The organism is Mycobacterium sp. NGS24, from assembly GCF_059813065.1.
Genome location: NZ_JCALDW010000009.1, coordinates 112,793 through 130,359, shown reverse-complemented (window position 1 = coordinate 130,359; position 17,567 = coordinate 112,793). Strand labels below are relative to the sequence as shown.

Sequence of the window (17,567 nt, the reverse complement as noted above, 5' to 3'; positions counted from 1 at the left end):
GCGTAGAGGGTAGGGCGAATCCCGCCGGGCTGTCCGGGCTTTGGCCGAGCTCATAGGGAGCTCAGCCCAGCAGCGCACTCCGCAGCCGGGCCACATCGTCCTCGGTGATTCCCGTGTCACGCAGATAACCGTCCAGCGACCCGTGCGACTCGTCGATCGATTGCCATGCCGCCTCGAGGTATTCGGCTCGCACCCCCAGCACCCCGTCGGAGAGCCGGGCTTTGGTGAACGTCTGCACCTCGGGAGTCAGTTCGACGTCGGTGCGCTGCGCGATCATGTCGCTGATCCGGTCGCGCAGCGTGGCGACGGCGTCGTTGCTGCGCAGGTAGTCGGTGATGATGACGTCACGGTCCAGCCCGACCGCCGCCAGGACGGTGGAGACCACGAAACCCGTGCGGTCCTTGCCGGCGAAGCAGTGCGTGAGGACCTGCTGGCCGGAGGCCAGCAGGGTGAAAACCCGGTGCACCGCGCGTTGCGCCCCGTTGCGGGTGGGGAATTGGCGGTATTCGTCGGTCATGTAGCGGACGGCTTTGGCCTCGATGGCCTCGTCCGACTCGTCGGATTCGCCCTCGATCATCAACCGCTTGAATGCCGACTCGTGTGGCGCCTCGTCGTCGGTGCCGGCGTCGGCTGCCTTATCGTCGTCGGCGAGGTCGGGAAACGGCAGCAGGTGGACCTCGACGCCGGCGGGCACGCGTCCCGGACCTCGCCGGGCCACCTCCCGGGCCGCGCGCAGGTCGGCGACGTCGGTGATGCCCAGTTGCCGCAGTATCGCGCGGCCGTCGTCGTCGAGGCTGCTCAGCTCACTGGACCGGAACAACCGGCCCGGACGCAGCGCCGGGACCGTGTCGGAGACGTCGCGAAAATTCCACGCGCCCGGCAATTCTCGCAGGCCGTCAGCCATGGCGGGTGACCGCCGCGGCGAGCGCGGACTGTTCCCCGCCGAGCTCTTTGCGCGCGATGGTGCGCATGTGCACCTCGTCGGGACCGTCGAAGATGCGCATGGCGCGGTGCCAGCCGTACAGCCGGGCCAGTGGCGTGTCGTCGCAGACGCCGGCGGCACCGTGCACCTGGATGGCGCGGTCGATGACGTCGCAGGCCACCTGCGGGGCAACCGCCTTGATCTGTGAGACCAGCAGATGAGCGGCCTTGTTGCCGTGCTGGTCGATGGTCCAGGCCGCCTTCTCGCACAGCAGGCGCGCCTGGTCGATCTCGTTGCGGGACTTGGCGATTGCGTGCTGCACCAGTCCCTGGTCGGCCAGCGGCTTGCCGAATGCAATCCGGGTGTTGGCCCGGTGCACCATCAGCGCCAGCGCCCGTTCGGCGCCGCCGAGGGCACGCATGCAGTGATGGATGCGGCCCGGACCCAGCCGGGCCTGGGCGATCGCGAAGCCCGCGCCTTCCTCACCGAGCAGGTTGGTGGCGGGCACCCGCACGTTGTCGTAGACGATCTCACAGTGCCCGTGCTGGTCCTGCCAGCCGAACACGCCCGTCGAGCGCACCACGGTCACCCCGGGGGTGTCGATCGGGACCAGGACCATCGACTGCTGTTGATGGCTGGCGGCCTCCGGATTGGTGCGGCCCATCACGATCAGGATCTTGCAGCGCGGGTCTGCCGCACCCGACGTCCACCATTTGCGGCCGTTGATCACGTAGTCGGCGCCGTCGCGCACGATCGACGTCTCGATGTTGCGGGCATCGCTGCTGGCCACCGCCGGCTCGGTCATGGAGAACGCGCTGCGGATCTCACCGTTGAGCAGCGGCTCCAGCCAGTCCTTGCGCTGCTGCTCGGTGGCGAACAGGTGCAGCGTCTCCATGTTGCCGGTGTCCGGCGCCGCGCAGTTCAGCGCCTCGGGCGCGATCTCCAGGCTCCAGCCGGTCAGCTCGGCCAGCGGCGCGTACTCCAGGTTCGTCAGTCCGGACTCGGCCGGCAGGAACAGGTTCCACAGGCCACGCTCGCGGGCCTTGATCTTGAGGTCTTCGACCACCGGCGGCACGCTGTGGTCATTGGGGCCGGCTTGGTGCCGGTACCTGTCGTATTCGGCCTCGGCCGGAAACACGTGCTCCGTCATGAAGTCGGACAATTTCTTGTGGTAGTCGCTGCCTTTGGCCGACATCGCGAAGTCCATGACCGCCACGATATGACAATCCGCTCCGCCGCGGGGTAGGGGTACCTCCCGCTGGCGAGCAGACGCAGAATCGCATGTGGCAGGCAGGATTTGTGCGATTCTGCGTCTGCTCGCGGGGGAGAATGGTGGTCATGACCGAGCCCCGCCCGCCGTTTCCGCCGTTCACCGCCGCTACGGCGCAACTCAAAGTGCAAGCCGCGGAGGATGCCTGGAACACCCGCGATCCCGACCGGGTGAGCTTGGCCTACACCGCCGACTCGCAGTGGCGAAACCGCGACGAGCACCTCGTCGGCCACGCGCAGATAGTGGAATTCCTGACCCGCAAGTGGCAGCGCGAACTCGACTATTCGCTGCGCAAGAGCTTGTGGAGTTTCCACGACAACCGCATCGCCGTGCGATTCCAATACGAATGCCGCGACCGCACCGGCCAATGGTTTCGCAGCTATGGCAACGAGTTGTGGGAGTTCACCGCCGACGGTCTGATGGCGCGGCGCGAAGCGAGCATCAACGACGTACCGATCACCGAAGCGCAGCGGCGAATCTTCGGTCCGCGCCCGGCGGTCCAGCACGACAGCGAAATACCGCTCTGGTAGTCGCGTTTCTTGGGCGGCCGAACAGTCCCGTAGGGTGTCTGAGCAATCTAATCGGGGTCCACCCCAACCTATGAGGGAAGTAGATGTACGCGCCATGACAGAAGCGCAGACGGGACTCGTGAAGGTCGGGGTCGTCGCCGAGTCCGGAGTCGACGAGCGCCGGGTCGCGCTGGTCCCCAAGGCGGTCGCAGGACTGGTGAAAAGCGGCGCAGCCGTCGTGGTCGAATCCGGCGCGGGTGAGCGGGCGCTGCTGCCCGACGAGCTCTACACCGACGCCGGCGCCAGCATCGGCGATGCCTGGGCCGCCGACATCGTGGTCAAGGTGGCGCCACCCACCGCCGAGGAGGTCGGCAAGCTGCGGGACGGGCAGACCCTGATCGGTTTCCTCGCGCCGCGTAATGCCGAGAACGCGATCGGTGCCCTCAAGCAGGCCGGGGTGCAGGCGTTCGCACTCGAGGCGATCCCGCGCATCTCGCGTGCCCAGGCCATGGATGCGCTGTCGTCGCAGGCCAACGTCGCCGGCTACAAAGCCGTGCTGCTGGCCGCCTCGGAGTCCACCCGATTCTTCCCGATGTTGACCACCGCGGCGGGCACCGTGAAGCCGGCGACCGTGCTGGTGCTAGGCGTCGGGGTAGCCGGACTGCAGGCGTTGGCCACAGCCAAGCGGCTGGGCGCCCGGACCACCGGGTACGACGTGCGTCCCGAGGTGGCCGACCAGGCGCGCTCGGTGGGCGCCCAGTGGCTCAACATCGGCATCGACGCGGCCGGCGAGGGCGGGTACGCCCGCGAACTCACCGACGAAGAACGCGCCCAGCAGCAGAAAGAGCTGGAGAAGGCGATCAGTGGTTTCGACGTGGTGATCACCACCGCGCTGGTTCCGGGCCGCCCGGCGCCGCGCCTGGTGACCGCTGCTGCGGTTGAGGCGATGAAGCCCGGCAGCGTGGTGGTGGACCTGGCCGGCGAGACCGGCGGGAACTGCGAGCTCACCGAGCCGGGGCAGACCGTGGTCAAGCACGACGTGACGATCGCGTCGCCGCTGAACCTGCCGGCCACCATGCCCGAGCACGCCAGCGAACTGTTCAGCAAGAACATCACCGCGCTGTTGGAGCTGCTGATCAAGGACGGCAAGCTGGCGCCGGACTTCGACGACGAGGTCGTCGCAGGCTCGTGCGTGACCCGAACCACCGGGGAGGACTCCTAGATGTACGACCAGCTGTTGGCCAACCTGGCGATCCTGGTGCTCGCCGGGTTCGTCGGATTTGCGGTCATCTCCAAGGTGCCCAACACCTTGCACACGCCGCTGATGTCGGGCACCAACGCCATTCACGGCATCGTGGTGCTCGGTGCGCTGCTGGTGCTGGGTGAACTGCCCGCCGACGCCGGCTGGGGGGTGCGGGCGATCGCGTTCGTCGCGCTGATCTTCGGCACCCTGAACGTGATCGGTGGCTTCCTGGTGACCGACCGGATGCTGGGCATGTTCAAGTCGCGCAAGCCCGCGCCCGACAAGGAAGCCGTCAAATGAGCGCGCAGAACGTCAACTACGGCGTGGACGTCCTCTATATCGCGGCGTTCGCGTTGTTCATCTACGGCCTGTCCGGCCTGACCGGCCCGAAAACCGCGGTGCGCGGCAACTGGATCGCCGCGGTCGGTATGGGCATCGCTGTGGTCGCGACGCTGATCAAGGTGCGCGACACCGCGCCGTTCAACTGGATACTGATCGCCGCGGGCTTGACCATCGGCGTGGTGCTGGGTGTGCCACCCGCCAAGAAGACCAAGATGACCGCGATGCCGCAGCTGGTGGCGCTGTTCAACGGCGTCGGCGGCGGCACTGTCGCCTTGATCGCCTGGTCGGAATTCATTGAGACCAAAGGTTTCTCGGTCTTCCGGCCGGACCAGTCGCCGACCGTCGCGCTGGTCGTCGGATCACTGTTCGCCGCGATCATCGGGTCGGTGTCGTTCTGGGGTTCGCTGGTGGCGTTCTTGAAGCTGCAGGAGTCGATCCCCAAGAACGTGGAGAAGCGGCTGGTGGCGTCGGCCAAGCTCTTCCAGCTCTCCAACATCGTGCTGTTGTTCGGCGCGGTCGGCGTTGCGGTCTACCTCGGGCTGACCCCGGGCCGGCCGGTCTGGTGGATCCTGTTGGTGTTGGCCTTCGCGGGCGTGATGGGGCTGTTCGTGGTGTTCCCGATCGGCGGCGCGGACATGCCGGTGGTGATCTCGCTGCTCAACGCGATGACCGGATTGTCGGCGGCTGCTGCGGGTCTGGCGCTGAACAACACCGCGATGATCGTCGCCGGCATGATCGTGGGCGCCTCGGGTTCGATCCTGACCAACCTGATGGCGGTCGCGATGAACCGATCCATCCCGGCGATCGTGTTCGGCTCGTTCGGCGGTGACGGCGGCGCGGCGGCCGGTCCGGGCGGCGAGCAGGGCACCGTGAAGTCCACCTCCGCAGCCGACGCCGCGATCCAGATGGCCTACGCCAATCAGGTGATCGTGGTGCCGGGTTACGGGCTCGCGGTCGCGCAGGCCCAGCACGCGGTCAAGGAGATGGCGTCGCTGCTCGAGGCCAAGGGCGTCGAGGTGAAGTACGCGATCCACCCGGTGGCCGGCCGGATGCCGGGCCACATGAACGTCCTGCTGGCCGAAGCCGACGTCGAGTACGACGCGATGAAGGAGATGGACGACGTCAACGGCGAGTTCAGCCGGACGGATGTCGCGATCGTGATCGGCGCCAACGACGTCACCAACCCGGCGGCGCGCAACGACGCGTCCAGTCCGATCTACGGGATGCCGATCCTCAACGTGGACGAGGCCCGTTCGGTGATCGTGCTCAAGCGTTCGATGTCATCGGGTTACGCCGGCATCGAGAACCCACTGTTCTTCGGTGACAACACCACGATGCTGTTCGGGGACGCGAAGAAATCGGTGACCGAGGTCGCCGAGGAACTGAAAGCGCTGTAGCTCTAGACGGGCGGGTAGGCCGGCGGCGGGTAGCCGTTGCCGGACTCCACCCCGCGCAAACCCCAGGTCAGATAGCTGAAGAAGAACTCGATCTCGTCGCTGCCGTCGTAGTCAGGAGTGGGGTCCATTCCTTCGCCTCTCTCGTCGCGACTGGGTCCGAAAATCGAGTCTAGTCCCATCCGGGTCGCAGCGACAGGCGGCATCGCCCGTAAACTGTCCAACCAGTTGATTGGTAAATGTCGCGCCGGGTGCTGTTCGACCGGGGCGGCAGTGACGAATAGCGAGTACCGATGCCGTCCGAAACTGGCCTGACACGCCGCGAAGAGTTGCTGGCCGTTGCGACCAAGCTGTTCGCCGCCCGTGGCTATCACGGCACCCGGATGGACGACGTCGCCGACGTGATCGGCCTGAACAAGGCGACCGTCTATCACTATTACGCCAGCAAGTCGCTGATCCTGTTCGACATCTACCGTCAGGCGGCCGAGGGCACCCTGGCCGCGGTGCACGACGATCCGACCTGGACCGCCCGGGAAGCGCTGTACCAGTACACCGTCCGGCTGCTGATGGGCATCGCCAGCAACCCGGAGCGGGCCGCGGTGTACTTCCAGGAACAGCCCTACATCACCGAGTGGTTCACCAGCGAACAGGTGGCCGAGGTCCGCGAGAAGGAAGCCCAGGTCTACGAGCACGTGCACGGCCTGATCGACCGGGGGGTCGCCAGCGGCGAGTTCTACGAGTGCGACTCGCACGTGCTGGCGCTCGGCTATATCGGGATGACGCTGGGGAGCTACCGCTGGTTGCGGCCGAGTGGACGGCGGTCGGCCAAGGAGATCGCCGCCGAGTTCAGCACGGCGCTGCTGCGCGGTCTGATTCGCGACGAGGGGATCCGCACCACCGCTCCGCTGGGACCGTGACCGTCCTGCTCAGTTGAAGATCGGCGGGATGATGTGCAGGACGTTGCCCAGCGCGCCCCCGACCGTCGACAGCAGCGTCACCGGCGGCTGGCTGAACTGCGGACCGAGGTAGAAGTTCAGGCCGGGGTTGGTCGAGGGGACCCAGGGATAGGCGTCCGGGAAGTGCTCGGGACCCCAGAACCCGGCCTCCACGCCGATCTCCACCGCCGCGCCGTAGGGGCCCATCCACAGACTCTGGCCCAGGTGGTACGCGACGGCAAACGGGTTCGGGATGTTGATCAACCCGGCCGGAGTCGGCAGGTCGGCGTAGCCGTAGTCGGAATAGCCCAGGTCGACCATCACTCGCAGGGCCGGCTGGAAGATGTCGGCGATCGGCGGACCGGCGTAGGGGATGTCGCGGATCGGTTGTAGCAGCGGCAGATCCTGCGTCAGGAACATGTAGTACTTGGTGGCACCGTCGTAGCCGGGCGAGGTGGGCAGCTGGACCGCGTCCAGAGGATTCAACGTCGGGTACTGGTTGTGCACGTAGAAGTAGCCCATCAGCGCGTTGACGTCGGCCAGGATATTGGTCGGGTACTGCGGCGCATGCGCGACGCCGTCGTATTGCGCGGTGTAGATCAGGGTCTCGTACGGGTTGTTGGCCGGCGTTGCGCCGTTGAACGGCACGTCCAGGATGGGCAGGTAGAAGCCGGGGAAGCGGGCCAGCAGGCCCCCGTTCGGGTTGTTTCCGGCTGCCGCCATGATGAACGACAGCTCATCGTGGTACGGCGAGCCGTTCGCCATGAGGTTCAGGATCTCGTTGTTGATGATCGACGCGCTCTGCGAATAGCCGAACACGACGGGACTGTTGCCGAAACCGATCTGCGATTGGATCGCGCTGTGCAACGCGGCGACACCTTTGGCGACCGACTGGCTGTACGTCATGGTGCCGATGTCGGGGGTGACCGGCCAGAACTGTTGCGGAGTGAGTAAGCCGAAGGAAGGTACGCCCGAATAAAGTCTGCTGAGCCAATTCGTGCGGATGTCGTCGATGTACTCCTGAATGGGCAGCGGATTGTTGGTGCCGCCCATGATCAGCGCGACGTTGGTGGCTGCCGCCGGCAGCGCCGCTCCCGTCGTGGGGCCGACCAGTGCCTGGACCGCCGCAGCCTCGGCCTGTGCGTAGGCATTGCTGGCTGCGGCCAGCGTGCGGGTGAATTCGCTCTGGAAGGCGCCCAGCTGGCGCACGACTGCCTGGTATTCGGCGCCGTAGGCGTTGAACAGCGCGCTGACGGCGGCCGAAACTTCATCACCGGCCGCGGCGAGCAGTCCCGACGTGGGGCCGGCGGCTGCGGCGTTGGCCGCCTGGATGGCCGCGGCGATGCCGTCTACGTCGGTGGCCGCAGCTGCGAGCGTGTCGATCGTGGCAAGCAAGTAGGACATTTCCCCCGTCCTTCCCCTACCCGAGACCGCGGGTAGTAGGCACCCACAGAGGGTAGAACGGTGCCGCCGGGTATTTCGGCGTTTCGCGACAGCAGTGCCATCGGAACCCCTTCAAAAATTATGGACTACTGTCTGGAAAAGTTCGGATCTCTTCTGGGCCCTACGGACGGAAGGACAGTCATGGCGATTCGTGTCGCCCATGTCGGCACCGGAAATGTCGGCGGGTTGGCGCTGGCCGGACTCATCACCAATCCGACGTTCGAGTTGACCGGGGTATGCGTGTCCAATCCGGGAAAAGTCGGTAAGGATGCCGGCGAACTCTGCGGAGTCGGCCTGGACGCCCCGGCGGAGACCGGGATCAAAGCCGTCGACGACCTCGACGCACTGCTGGCCACCCGACCCGACTGCATCGTGTACTGCGCCATGGGTGACACCCGGTTGCCGGACGCGATGGCCGACGTGATGAACATCCTGGCCGCCGGGATCAACGTCGTCGGGTCGTCGCCCGGGCTGCTGCAGTACCCGTGGGGCGTGATGCCCGAGAAGTACATCGGTCGGGTGGAAGCCGCTGCGCAGCAAGGCAATTCGAGTATTTTCATCACCGGCGTGGACCCTGGCTTCGCCAACGACCTGGTCCCGTTCGCACTGGCCGGCACCTGCCAGCGCATCGAGCAGGTGCGGTGCATGGAGATCCACGACTATGCCAGCTACAACGGCGCGGAAGTGATGCACTACATGGGGTTCGCCCGGCCCATGGACGAGATTCCGATGCTGCTGCAACCGGGTGTGCTCAGCATCGCCTGGGGAACCGCGATCCGACAGTTGGCGGCCGGCCTGGGCATCGAGGTCGACGAGATCACCGAGTCCTACCAACGTGAACCGGCGCCGGAGGACTTCGACATCGCCGTCGGCCACGTGGCCGAGGGCACCGTCGCGGTCCTGCAGTTCGAGATACGCGGCCTGGTCAAGGGACACCCGGCCATCGTCATCGAGCACATCACCCGGCTGCGTCCGGATCTGCGGCCGGATCTTCCGCAGCCCGCCGCGGGCACCGGCTCGTACCGGGTCGAGATCACCGGCGAACCGTCGTACGCCGTGGACATCGTGCCGACCAGCCGCAAGGGCGACCACAACCACGCCGCGATCGCCGGCGCTGCCGGCCGCATCGTCAACTCCATCCCGGATGTGATCGCCGCCCCACCCGGCATTCGGAACACGCTGGACCTGCCGCTGGTCACAGGCACCGGCCTGTTCGCGCCGCCGGATCCAGTCGCCACATAACCGAAAGGACTCTCAATGGAACGACCGGGACGGGTCGAGGGCAAGGTCGCGCTGATCAGCGGCGGCGGCCGCGGAATGGGTGCCGAGGACGCGCGGCTGCTGGCCGCCGAAGGCGCCAAGGTGGTGATCGGCGACATCCGAGACGACGAGGGCAGCGCACTGGCCTCCGAAATCAACGAAGCAATCGGTGACTCGGCGCGCTACGTCCACCTCGACGTCACCCAACAGGACCAGTGGGAAGCGGCGGTCGCCACCGCGACCGGCGAATTCGGGAAGCTCGACGTGCTGGTCAACAATGCCGGCATCGTCGCGGCCGGGCCGTTGCGCGCGTTCCGGATGGACAAGTGGCAGCAGGTGCTCGACGTCAATCTGACCGGCACCTTCCTGGGCATGCGCGCGGCCGTCGACCCGATGACCGAGGCCGGCGGCGGGTCCATCATCAACGTGTCCTCGATCGAAGGGATCCGGGGCGCGCCGATGGTGCATCCGTACGTCGCGTCCAAGTGGGCGGTGCGGGGCATCACCAAGTCGGCGGCACTGGAACTGGCGCCGCTCAACATCCGGGTGAATTCGCTGCACCCCGGCTTCATCCGCACCCCGATGACCGCCCACCTGCCCGAGGACATGGTCACCATTCCGCTGGGACGTCCCGCCGAGGCGCGCGAAGTGGCGACCTTCGTGGTGTTCCTGGCCAGCGACGAGGCGTCCTACGCGACGGGCAGCGAGTTCATCATGGACGGCGGCTTGGTGACCGACGTGAACCATAAAGATTTCAGCGCTGGATGACCGCGGCGGGTCTGGCCGGCGCGTTGCGGGATGTGGTGGGCGCCAATCACGTCGTCACCGATCCCGACGTGCTCGCCGGTCGCAGCGTCGACCACACCGGACGGTACCGCGGTCGTGCCAGCGCGCTGGTACGCCCGGGTTCGGCCGACGAGGTCGCGCAGGTGCTGCGGGTGTGCCGCGATGCCGGCGCCTTCGTGACCGTGCAGGGTGGCCGGACCTCGCTGGTGGCCGGCGCCGTTCCCGAGCACGACGACGTGTTGTTGTCCACCGAAAGGCTCTGTGCCGTAGGTGATGTCGACTCGTCGGAACGCCGGGTGGCGGCCGGTGCCGGAGCCACCCTGGCGGCGGTGCAGCAGGCCGCTTCGGCGGCGGGCCTGGTGTTCGGCGTCGACCTGGCGGCCCGCGCTACCGCGACCGTCGGCGGGATGGCTTCGACGAATGCCGGCGGGTTACGCACGGTGCGCTACGGCAACATGGGCGAGCAGATCGTCGGTCTGGACGTGGCGCTGCCCGACGGGACAGTGCTGCGCCGGCACAGCCGGGTGCGCCGGGACAACACCGGTTACGACCTGCCCGCGCTGTTCGTCGGCGCCGAAGGCACCCTGGGCGTCATCACCGCGCTGGACCTGCGGCTGCACCCGACCCCGGCGCACCGGGTGACGGCGGTCTGCGGGTTCGACGATCTCGCGGAGCTGGTCGACGTTGGCCGGCAGTTCGCCGAGGTCGACGGGATCGCCGCGTTGGAGATGATCGACGGCCGGGCCGCCGCGCTGGTCCAGTCCGAGCTCGGGGTGCCTCCGCCGGTGCCCGGTGACTGGTTGCTGCTGGTGGAGTTGGCCGCCGACCACGATCAGAGCGAGCGGTTGGCTGAGTTGCTCGACGGAGTGCGGTTGTGCGGGGAGCCGGCGGTGGGCGTGGATGTGGCTGCGCAGCAACGGTTGTGGCGTGTCCGGGAATCACTGGCCGAGGTATTGGGCGGGCACGGGCCGCCGCTGAAGTTCGACGTGTCGCTGCCGTTGTCGGCGATCTCTGATTTCGCCTGTAGGGCAGTGGAGTTGGTGACCGGTTCGGTTTCCGAGGCGCTGCCGTTGCTGTTCGGCCACGTCGGCGAGGGCAACCTGCATTTCAACGTGTTGCGCTTTCCGGCGGACCGCGAGGACGAGCTGTATGCGCAGATGATGGACCTGGTCGCCGGGTGCGGTGGCAACGTCAGCTCCGAGCACGGGGTCGGCACCCGCAAGCGGCCGTATCTGGGTATGTCCCGCGAGGCGGCGGATATCGCGGCGATGCGGACGTTGAAGGCGGCGTTGGACCCGACGGGTTATCTCAATGCGGCGGTGCTGTTCTCGCGCGAGCAGACGTAAAAGCCCCTAAAAAGCGCCCCCTCAGGGGGCTTTTGCGTCTGCTCGCGCACCGAGGTTGCCGGGCTAGTCGCTGTTCTTGATGCCGACGGCGTGCCGCAACTGCGCCAGGAACTGGTCGGCGTCGTCGCTGCGAACCACGTAGTGCGAGATGGCAATTCGGATCACCGTCGCCGCCTTCACCGCGGCATTGGGTCCCGGGATGAGTCGTTGCAGACCGGCGCGCATCTCCGGGATCACCCCGCCCATTTGGGAGATGACGTGCTCGGGTTCGATGTCGACCATCCGCACCCCGGAGTAGGAGTACTGGAAGTCGACGATGAATCGCATTGCGGCGTCCAGCCTTTCGACGCCCCTGAGCCCGGCGGTGGCCTTGGCTATCCCTCGTTCGAAGACCTCCCGCTCGTAGCGGGAGAACGCCGACATCAGTTCTTCTTTGGACGCGAACCAGCGGTACAGCGTCGGTCTGGATACCCCCGCCTGGGCGGCGACCTCCGACAGGCTGAGTTTGGTCTTGCCGCTGCGAGCGAGCACTTCCGCGGTGGCGGCCAGGATGCGCAGGCGCGTGGAACTGTCGGACTCGAAGGTGTCCGTCTCGGAGGCTTGAGTCATGGCTACACCTTCGGCGGCTTAGGCGGTCGGGGCCGTACCAGCACCGACTGCTGGATGGCGCCGACCGCACCGGTTTCGTCGAACAATGACCCGATTGTCGTCCCGATGCCGTCGGGTCCGTAACTGGTCTCCGCTCGAATCCCGATCCAGTCCCCGGCAGGCACCCGGAACACGTGCACCGCCAGATCGGTGTTCAGGAAAGTCCACTTGCTGATGTCCAGCGTGCTGCCGATCCCGTTGGCGCAGTCGGCGACCGCGAACAGCCGCTCCAACGGCGTCATCGCTTCACCGGCGACCAGGTCGGCGATCGGTCTGATCCACGACTCGCCGCCACCGGGAGCCAGTGGCTCGGTCAACCAGAGCCACTCCAGGCTGTGCACGTAGTTGCGGTCCCACCCCTGCGCCTTCATGTTGCGTTCGCGGGCCTCGGACACCGGGCGCGGCAGCGGGGTCGAGGCGTGGGCGATGGCCCCGGTGTCGAGTTGCTGCAGCCGCCAGCCACTGGCGCGGGCGACCGGCCGGGGCTGCCCGTCGGGGCCCGGCGCCAGCATCTCGGCGGTCACCAGTTCGATCTGCCTGCCGCCGCGCTCGATGCGCGACCGCACCCACAGGTCGCCGTCGGCGGGCACCGGGCCGAGCAGGTCGACGACGACGCGACTGAGCCGGGTGTCGTCGCGCGCCGCGCAGCGCTCCAGGGCGCGCACCAGCAACGCCGACACCGGCGCGCCGTGCTGGATGGTGGCCGACCAGGTACCGCGGGAAAGATCGGTGGCACGGAATTTTTCGCCGTGCGTGTCATCGCCTATCAGCTCGTAGTACGAGTCGGACATTCACCCACCTTTCGTGTCACGGCAGACCTTACGTTCAGGGCAGGCCGGGAACCTCGACCCGCACGGCGTCCAGCCGCGACAGCCGGGTGCCCACCAGGCGCTGGGGATAAGCATCGGTGCTCGACAGCAGAAACAGCGTGCGTCGCTCCGGGCCGCCCAGCGCGCAGGCGATGGCCACCCGACCGTCCATGTCGATGCGGTCGGTCACCTCGCCGCCGTCGATTATCCGCTCGAACTGATGCGCCAGCGTCATGGCCGCCCACACCCCGCCCTGCGCGTCCAGCGCGATACCGTCCGGCGGCCCGTCCAGGTTGTCGGCGAAGATCCGGCGGTCGTGCAGTGCACCGTCGTCCCCGATGCGGTACGCGGTCAACCGCCGGCCAACCGACTCGGCGACGATCAGGGTCTTGCGGTCTTCGGTGATGACCATCCCGTTGGGGAAGTCGAGATCGTCGGCGACGACGACGGCGCGGCCGTCCGGATCGAGGCGGATGATCAGCCCGCCTTCGAATGCCTGGGATCCGATGTAGGCGCGTCCCGCGTGATCGACCACCATGTCGCCGAGGCCGGCCGGCGCGAGCTTCGTCAGGTCGGCGATCGGGACGACCGTCTCGCCGTCGTAGCTCAGCACCACCCGATCGTCGGCCGACACGATCAGCAGCGAACCGTCGGGGCGAAAGCCCAAGCCGGAGGGCGTGCGGCCCGGCAACGGCACCGTGGTCAGGGAGCCGCGCAGGTCCGCAGTGTGGACCGCTTCCCCGAGCATGTCGGAGAACCAGAGCAGGCCCTCGAACCAGCGCGGACCCTCGCCGAAGCAAAAGCCGTGGGCGAGCGGGGGCGCTGCCGTCGTGCCTTTACAAATCACTGCAGAAGTGTCATGCAACGCGGGCGTTGCTGTCAACGTACCGTACCGCGACGGACCCTTATCTAGCTTTACAAACAATACGCAAAATGTCACGCTGGGCGGGAGCTGCCGGAGCAAGGGGTGAACGCGTTGACGACAGAATCGGACCAGGCCCAATGGTCGGTCGCGGGCCTACTGGATCTTTTCGCGGTGCAGGCCATTGACGGTGTCGATCGCTATGCCGCGGAGACCGGACTGCCCGGACAGGACGGCCGCCAGGTCGTGGAAGGCACTCAGGTGGTGGCCCAGGCGATCGTGGCCGCGGCCACCCGGTTCCAGGGCAAGTCGGTGCGCTCGGCGCATGCGGTCTTCGCCCGCGCGATCATGGTCGGCCCGCCGGTCGAACTCGTCCTCGACGTACTCAACGAGGGACGGTCGACGGCCACCGCGGTGGTCTCGGTGTACCAGAACCAGAAGCGCTGCGTCGTGGTCACGGTGCTGACCGATGTGCCGACCGACGACGTGATTCGCCACCATCAGCCGCGACCCGAGGTGGCCGCGCCTGCGGACGCGAACGTGTCGCAGATGCCGATGATCGGGCGGCAACTGCGGCTCGTTGACGTGGTCGACGTCAACAGCCCCGACGAGGTCGGGCCGCCGGAGCTGTACGCCTGGCTGCACTACGATCCGATCCCGGAGCGCGACGACCTGGCCAAGGCATTGCTCGCGTATTTCACTGGCCACCTAGGGATTTCGACGACCATGCGCGCCCACGAGGGCATCGGCACCGCCCAGGCGCACCTGACGGTCTCCACCGCACCGATGTCGATCTTCGTTTCGTTCCATGAACCGGTGCGCTGGGACGGCTGGCTGCTCTACACCCATGAGAGCACCCAGGTTGGTGCCGGGATGTCCTACGTGCGCGGCACGGTGCACACCGAAGACGGCGAGCTGCTGTGTTCGTTCGCCCAGGAGGCGTTGATCCGCCCGCTGCGCACCAGCGACACCTCGATCGATGCCCGGGCGCGGTTCTGATTCCCATGCGGTTCACCGTCACGCACCCGATGCACAGCCATCCCTACAATCCGGAGCTGATCACCGGCGCCGGTATCGCGACGGTGGCCGCGGCCGCCGAGCAGGCAGGTCTGCACGGATTCGGATTCACCGACCACCCGGCGCCGTCGGAGCGCTGGCTGCAGGCCGGCGGTCACGACGCGCTGGATCCCTTTGTCGCACTGGGTTATGCGGCGGCCCGGACCACCACGCTGCGGCTGATCCCGAACATCGTGGTGCTGCCCTACCGGAATCCGTTCGTGGTGGCCAAGTCCGGGGCGACGCTCGACGTGCTGTCGGGGGGTCGTTTCACGCTGGCGGTGGGGGTCGGTTACCTCAGGAAGGAGTTCGCCGCGCTGGGTGTGGATTACGACGAGCGTGCGGCATTGTTCGAAGAAGCGCTCGATGTCATCCGCACCGTCTGGACCTCCGACGATATCTCCTACGAGGGTAGGCATTTCACCGCCCGGGGCATCACCGCGCATCCGCGCCCGGTCAGTCATCCGCACCCACCGATCTGGGTGGGCGGCAATACCACCACGGCCCGCCAGCGGGTGGCTCAGTACGGCGATGGCTGGTGTCCGTTCCCGGCACCGGCGGGTCTGGCCCGCACCGCGGGCACCGCCTCCATCGACTCCGTGGACAAGCTCGCCGCGGGCATCGACGATTTGCGGCGCAGGTGCGAATCCCTGGGCCGCGACTGGTCGACGGTGGACGTGACCTTCACCAACTTCGACGGCGGCAATCCGGCCACCGATGACTTCAATGCCGACGCCTACCTTGCCGGTCTGGAAAAGCTTGCCGCACTGGGCGTTACCTGGACCACGGTGCACCTGCCCGGCGACAGCCTGACGCACATCCTGGAAACCATCGACCGGTTCCGCTCTTCGGTGATAGATGTGATCTGAATGGACTTCTCCCGGGTAGCGCTGTCTGACGACGACCAGGCCTTCTACGACCGGACGCGTGCCCTGGTGACTTCGCTGGTCACCGACGAGGTGTTGCGCCGCAATCGTGAATTCGGCGAAAACTTCGACGAGAAGGTACATCTGGCGCTCGGCGAGGCGGGGTATCTGGCCGCTGACTGGAACGAGGAGTCCGACGGGGGATTCAGCCCGGTCCGCAGGCGGATCTTCAACCTGGAGATCGCGCGGGCGCACACCCCGTGGTACCACTGGGGCACCACCTCGGTGGTCGCTCACCTGGTGCAGCAGTTCGGAGCCCCGGAACTCGCCGAAAAGGTCTTGCCCGGTGTGCTTTCCGGCCACATCCGGTTGTGTCTGGGTTACACCGAGCCCGAAGGTGGTTCGGACGTCGCCACCTGTAAAACCCGCGCGGTGCGGGACGGCGAGGGTTGGATCATCAACGGCTCCAAGATGTTCACCTCGAACGCGCAGAACGCGAAATACGTCTTCCTGCTCACCAACACCGACCCGCAAGCGCCGAAACACCAGAGCCTGACCATGTTTCTGGTGCCGCTGGACACCCCGGGCATCGAGATCCAGGGCATCCGGACCCTGGACGGCGACCGCACCAACATCGTCTACTACAGCGATGTGCGGGTCGATGACGTCTACCGGATCGGCGAGGTGAACGGCGGCTGGACGGTGATGCGGGCCGCCCTCGACTCCGAACACGGCCTGACCGAGGCAGGGGACCACGGCCTGCAGGATGTCGCGGCGATGGTGATGCAGGGCATGCTGATGGCCGAAGCGCTGGACGGCGTTGCGGCGCACGTGGATGTGGACGACGACGCGGTGGCATACCGGCTCGGACGCAGTTGCGCCCAGATAGAGGCGGCGCTGTCCACCCCGGGGATGTACGGACGGGTGGCGATCGCGCAGACCATGCGGGACGTCTCCCGGGATCTGATGGAGCTGCTGGGCCCGGCGTCGGTACTGCCGACCGGCACTAAAGGGTCGCCCGATGACGGCGCGACCGAACAGGTTGCGCGGCTGGCGGTGCCGGTCGGGATCTACGGCGGATCCCTGGAGGTGTTCCGCAACATGATCGCCCAGCACGAACTCCGGCTGGGCCGGCCTGCCTACGGGAGTTCGGCTTCGACGTCGGCCTGAGTGGCGTCAAAGCTGAAAAATCCCTTGATGGGCGAGGTTTCGGGCATCGGGTCCTCGTAGCTCCACGCTAGTTCTTTGCCGGCCGCTGCCCAGTACGTCGCGAACCCTTTGTAATTGCAGTAGGTGGACGTGTCGGTCTTGTGCAGCAGGTCGGTGCGCACATGCTGTGGCGCCACGTAAAGCCGTGGCGGCAAAGCTGTTTCGAAGACCACAGTCGTATCGTCGGTATCGGCCAGGACGGTGTCGTCGATGGATACGGTGAGGCGCCGTTTGGTCGGACGGCAGTCGACACGGTGGTACGGGTTCGGCGGGTAATGGACCAGTTTGCGTCCTTCTTCGAACCAGGCGTCGACGGCGTCCCACGGCACGCGCCGGTAACCCGGCGCGTCAGGTTCGGGTTCGCTGGGCAGGTCGGTGACCGCGTCGGCGGGGAAGGCGTAACTGAGCGGGCGGTCGGGCCGGTGCACCAGCAGGGCCTGCTCGGTGTCGATGACGGTGCGGCTGTGCTTGATCGCCAGGATCCGACGCGGATGTGGCTCGATATAAACGACATTGGCGGGAATCGGGGGAACGAAACGTCCGGCCGGATCGCTGCTCAACGGCCCGCGGCCGGTTACCAGACTCATCGGTACAGCGTAGTAACAGGCGCAGCGGGATAACCCGTCCGCGTCGGGGTGCCCGTACTCGTCTGCACCGAGACAGCACA

19 protein-coding genes are annotated in these 17,567 nt (G+C 66.9%); 11 read left to right on the top strand and 8 right to left on the bottom strand.

Annotated features, from left to right (window positions below; genetic code table 11):
* Positions 1-61 precede the first annotated feature (61 nt).
* Both AC5Y6Y_RS14320 and AC5Y6Y_RS14315 read right to left on the bottom strand, forming a co-directional pair.
* A complete protein-coding gene (locus tag AC5Y6Y_RS14320; RefSeq protein WP_473138864.1) occupies positions 62-904 on the bottom strand; it encodes a tyrosine-protein phosphatase in 843 nt (280 codons plus the stop codon).
* Positions 897-2,117 carry an acyl-CoA dehydrogenase family protein gene (locus AC5Y6Y_RS14315; protein ID WP_463828026.1) on the bottom strand — a complete coding sequence of 407 codons (1,221 nt, stop codon included), beginning with the start codon at positions 2,115-2,117 and terminating at the stop codon, positions 897-899. Before AC5Y6Y_RS14315 ends, AC5Y6Y_RS14320 begins: the two co-directional genes overlap by 8 nt.
* A gap of 143 nt (positions 2,118-2,260) precedes the next feature.
* Here AC5Y6Y_RS14315 and AC5Y6Y_RS14310 point away from each other — a divergent pair, with 143 nt between their 5' ends.
* The 4 genes from AC5Y6Y_RS14310 to AC5Y6Y_RS14295 all read left to right on the top strand — a co-directional run bounded on the left by AC5Y6Y_RS14310 (position 2,261) and on the right by AC5Y6Y_RS14295 (position 5,683).
* Positions 2,261-2,722: a nuclear transport factor 2 family protein gene (locus AC5Y6Y_RS14310; protein WP_473138865.1), complete on the top strand. Its 462-nt coding sequence runs from the start codon at positions 2,261-2,263 to the stop codon at positions 2,720-2,722.
* A 94-nt stretch (positions 2,723-2,816) separates the two neighbouring features.
* On the top strand, positions 2,817-3,923 hold the full coding sequence (locus AC5Y6Y_RS14305; RefSeq protein ID WP_473138866.1) for a Re/Si-specific NAD(P)(+) transhydrogenase subunit alpha: 1,107 nt from the start codon (positions 2,817-2,819) through the stop codon (positions 3,921-3,923).
* Positions 3,924-4,244 carry an NAD(P) transhydrogenase subunit alpha part 2 gene (locus tag AC5Y6Y_RS14300; RefSeq protein WP_463827922.1) on the top strand — a complete coding sequence of 107 codons (321 nt, stop codon included), beginning with the start codon at positions 3,924-3,926 and terminating at the stop codon, positions 4,242-4,244.
* Positions 4,241-5,683, top strand: coding sequence for an NAD(P)(+) transhydrogenase (Re/Si-specific) subunit beta (locus tag AC5Y6Y_RS14295; protein WP_463827923.1), 1,443 nt, complete (start codon positions 4,241-4,243; stop codon positions 5,681-5,683). Before AC5Y6Y_RS14300 ends, AC5Y6Y_RS14295 begins: the two co-directional genes overlap by 4 nt.
* 2 nt (positions 5,684-5,685) lie before the next feature.
* On the opposite strand, the gene AC5Y6Y_RS14290 is transcribed toward AC5Y6Y_RS14295, so the two are convergent.
* A complete protein-coding gene (locus AC5Y6Y_RS14290) occupies positions 5,686-5,811 on the bottom strand; it encodes a hypothetical protein (protein WP_463827924.1) in 126 nt (41 codons plus the stop codon).
* Positions 5,812-5,973: 162 nt separating this feature from the next.
* Here AC5Y6Y_RS14290 and AC5Y6Y_RS14285 point away from each other — a divergent pair, with 162 nt between their 5' ends.
* Entirely contained in the window at positions 5,974-6,597 is a 624-nt protein-coding gene (locus AC5Y6Y_RS14285; RefSeq protein ID WP_463827925.1) for a TetR/AcrR family transcriptional regulator, read from the top strand.
* A 9-nt stretch (positions 6,598-6,606) separates the two neighbouring features.
* On the opposite strand, the gene AC5Y6Y_RS14280 is transcribed toward AC5Y6Y_RS14285, so the two are convergent.
* Positions 6,607-8,019 (bottom strand): PE family protein, encoded by a 1,413-nt coding sequence (locus AC5Y6Y_RS14280; RefSeq protein WP_473138867.1) that lies wholly within the window; start codon positions 8,017-8,019, stop codon positions 6,607-6,609.
* Positions 8,020-8,199: 180 nt separating this feature from the next.
* On the opposite strand from AC5Y6Y_RS14280, the gene AC5Y6Y_RS14275 reads away from it, so the two are divergent.
* The 3 genes from AC5Y6Y_RS14275 to AC5Y6Y_RS14265 are packed head-to-tail and all read left to right on the top strand — an operon-like array spanning position 8,200 to position 11,450.
* Positions 8,200-9,300, top strand: coding sequence for an NAD(P)H-dependent amine dehydrogenase family protein (locus tag AC5Y6Y_RS14275; protein WP_473138868.1), 1,101 nt, complete (start codon positions 8,200-8,202; stop codon positions 9,298-9,300).
* Between the two features lie 15 nt (positions 9,301-9,315).
* Positions 9,316-10,086: a glucose 1-dehydrogenase gene (locus AC5Y6Y_RS14270; protein ID WP_473138869.1), complete on the top strand. Its 771-nt coding sequence runs from the start codon at positions 9,316-9,318 to the stop codon at positions 10,084-10,086.
* Positions 10,083-11,450 (top strand): FAD-binding oxidoreductase, encoded by a 1,368-nt coding sequence (locus AC5Y6Y_RS14265; RefSeq protein WP_463827929.1) that lies wholly within the window; start codon positions 10,083-10,085, stop codon positions 11,448-11,450. Before AC5Y6Y_RS14270 ends, AC5Y6Y_RS14265 begins: the two co-directional genes overlap by 4 nt.
* A 63-nt stretch (positions 11,451-11,513) precedes the next feature.
* Here AC5Y6Y_RS14265 and AC5Y6Y_RS14260 read toward each other — a convergent pair whose 3' ends face one another.
* Genes AC5Y6Y_RS14260 through AC5Y6Y_RS14250 form a run of 3 tightly spaced genes read right to left on the bottom strand, consistent with a single transcriptional unit; the run spans position 11,514 to position 13,754 of the window.
* Complete coding sequence (locus tag AC5Y6Y_RS14260) at positions 11,514-12,059, bottom strand: TetR/AcrR family transcriptional regulator (protein ID WP_463827930.1); 546 nt, start codon at positions 12,057-12,059, stop codon at positions 11,514-11,516.
* 2 nt (positions 12,060-12,061) lie between these two features.
* Positions 12,062-12,889: a thioesterase family protein gene (locus AC5Y6Y_RS14255; RefSeq protein ID WP_473138870.1), complete on the bottom strand. Its 828-nt coding sequence runs from the start codon at positions 12,887-12,889 to the stop codon at positions 12,062-12,064.
* Between the two features lie 34 nt (positions 12,890-12,923).
* Positions 12,924-13,754: an SMP-30/gluconolactonase/LRE family protein gene (locus AC5Y6Y_RS14250; RefSeq protein WP_473138871.1), complete on the bottom strand. Its 831-nt coding sequence runs from the start codon at positions 13,752-13,754 to the stop codon at positions 12,924-12,926.
* Positions 13,755-13,874: 120 nt separating this feature from the next.
* Here AC5Y6Y_RS14250 and AC5Y6Y_RS14245 point away from each other — a divergent pair, with 120 nt between their 5' ends.
* The 3 genes from AC5Y6Y_RS14245 to AC5Y6Y_RS14235 are packed head-to-tail and all read left to right on the top strand — an operon-like array spanning position 13,875 to position 16,861.
* Complete coding sequence (locus AC5Y6Y_RS14245; protein ID WP_463827933.1) at positions 13,875-14,768, top strand: acyl-CoA thioesterase; 894 nt, start codon at positions 13,875-13,877, stop codon at positions 14,766-14,768.
* Between the two features lie 5 nt (positions 14,769-14,773).
* A complete protein-coding gene (locus AC5Y6Y_RS14240) occupies positions 14,774-15,694 on the top strand; it encodes an LLM class F420-dependent oxidoreductase (protein WP_473138872.1) in 921 nt (306 codons plus the stop codon).
* Complete coding sequence (locus AC5Y6Y_RS14235; RefSeq protein ID WP_473138873.1) at positions 15,695-16,861, top strand: acyl-CoA dehydrogenase family protein; 1,167 nt, start codon at positions 15,695-15,697, stop codon at positions 16,859-16,861. It begins immediately after the preceding gene.
* Here AC5Y6Y_RS14235 and AC5Y6Y_RS14230 read toward each other — a convergent pair.
* Positions 16,831-17,487, bottom strand: coding sequence for a DUF427 domain-containing protein (locus tag AC5Y6Y_RS14230; RefSeq protein WP_473138874.1), 657 nt, complete (start codon positions 17,485-17,487; stop codon positions 16,831-16,833). The two genes, AC5Y6Y_RS14235 and AC5Y6Y_RS14230, sit on opposite strands and share 31 nt — an antisense overlap.
* Positions 17,488-17,567 lie beyond the last annotated feature (80 nt).

What these genes read in the sequence shown, in the direction of transcription:
- AC5Y6Y_RS14320 (WP_473138864.1), bottom strand. Translation starts at nt 904, where the DNA reads ATGGCTGACGGCCTGCGAGAATTGCCGGGCGCGTGGAATTTTCGCGAC.
- AC5Y6Y_RS14315 (WP_463828026.1), bottom strand. Translation starts at nt 2,117, where the DNA reads ATGTCGGCCAAAGGCAGCGACTACCACAAGAAATTGTCCGACTTCATG.
- AC5Y6Y_RS14310 (WP_473138865.1), top strand. Translation starts at nt 2,261, where the DNA reads ATGACCGAGCCCCGCCCGCCGTTTCCGCCGTTCACCGCCGCTACGGCG.
- AC5Y6Y_RS14305 (WP_473138866.1), top strand. Translation starts at nt 2,817, where the DNA reads ATGACAGAAGCGCAGACGGGACTCGTGAAGGTCGGGGTCGTCGCCGAG.
- AC5Y6Y_RS14300 (WP_463827922.1), top strand. Translation starts at nt 3,924, where the DNA reads ATGTACGACCAGCTGTTGGCCAACCTGGCGATCCTGGTGCTCGCCGGG.
- AC5Y6Y_RS14295 (WP_463827923.1), top strand. Translation starts at nt 4,241, where the DNA reads ATGAGCGCGCAGAACGTCAACTACGGCGTGGACGTCCTCTATATCGCG.
- AC5Y6Y_RS14290 (WP_463827924.1), bottom strand. Translation starts at nt 5,811, where the DNA reads ATGGACCCCACTCCTGACTACGACGGCAGCGACGAGATCGAGTTCTTC.
- AC5Y6Y_RS14285 (WP_463827925.1), top strand. Translation starts at nt 5,974, where the DNA reads ATGCCGTCCGAAACTGGCCTGACACGCCGCGAAGAGTTGCTGGCCGTT.
- AC5Y6Y_RS14280 (WP_473138867.1), bottom strand. Translation starts at nt 8,019, where the DNA reads ATGTCCTACTTGCTTGCCACGATCGACACGCTCGCAGCTGCGGCCACC.
- AC5Y6Y_RS14275 (WP_473138868.1), top strand. Translation starts at nt 8,200, where the DNA reads ATGGCGATTCGTGTCGCCCATGTCGGCACCGGAAATGTCGGCGGGTTG.
- AC5Y6Y_RS14270 (WP_473138869.1), top strand. Translation starts at nt 9,316, where the DNA reads ATGGAACGACCGGGACGGGTCGAGGGCAAGGTCGCGCTGATCAGCGGC.
- AC5Y6Y_RS14265 (WP_463827929.1), top strand. Translation starts at nt 10,083, where the DNA reads ATGACCGCGGCGGGTCTGGCCGGCGCGTTGCGGGATGTGGTGGGCGCC.
- AC5Y6Y_RS14260 (WP_463827930.1), bottom strand. Translation starts at nt 12,059, where the DNA reads ATGACTCAAGCCTCCGAGACGGACACCTTCGAGTCCGACAGTTCCACG.
- AC5Y6Y_RS14255 (WP_473138870.1), bottom strand. Translation starts at nt 12,889, where the DNA reads ATGTCCGACTCGTACTACGAGCTGATAGGCGATGACACGCACGGCGAA.
- AC5Y6Y_RS14240 (WP_473138872.1), top strand. Translation starts at nt 14,774, where the DNA reads ATGCGGTTCACCGTCACGCACCCGATGCACAGCCATCCCTACAATCCG.
- AC5Y6Y_RS14235 (WP_473138873.1), top strand. Translation starts at nt 15,695, where the DNA reads ATGGACTTCTCCCGGGTAGCGCTGTCTGACGACGACCAGGCCTTCTAC.
- AC5Y6Y_RS14230 (WP_473138874.1), bottom strand. Translation starts at nt 17,487, where the DNA reads ATGAGTCTGGTAACCGGCCGCGGGCCGTTGAGCAGCGATCCGGCCGGA.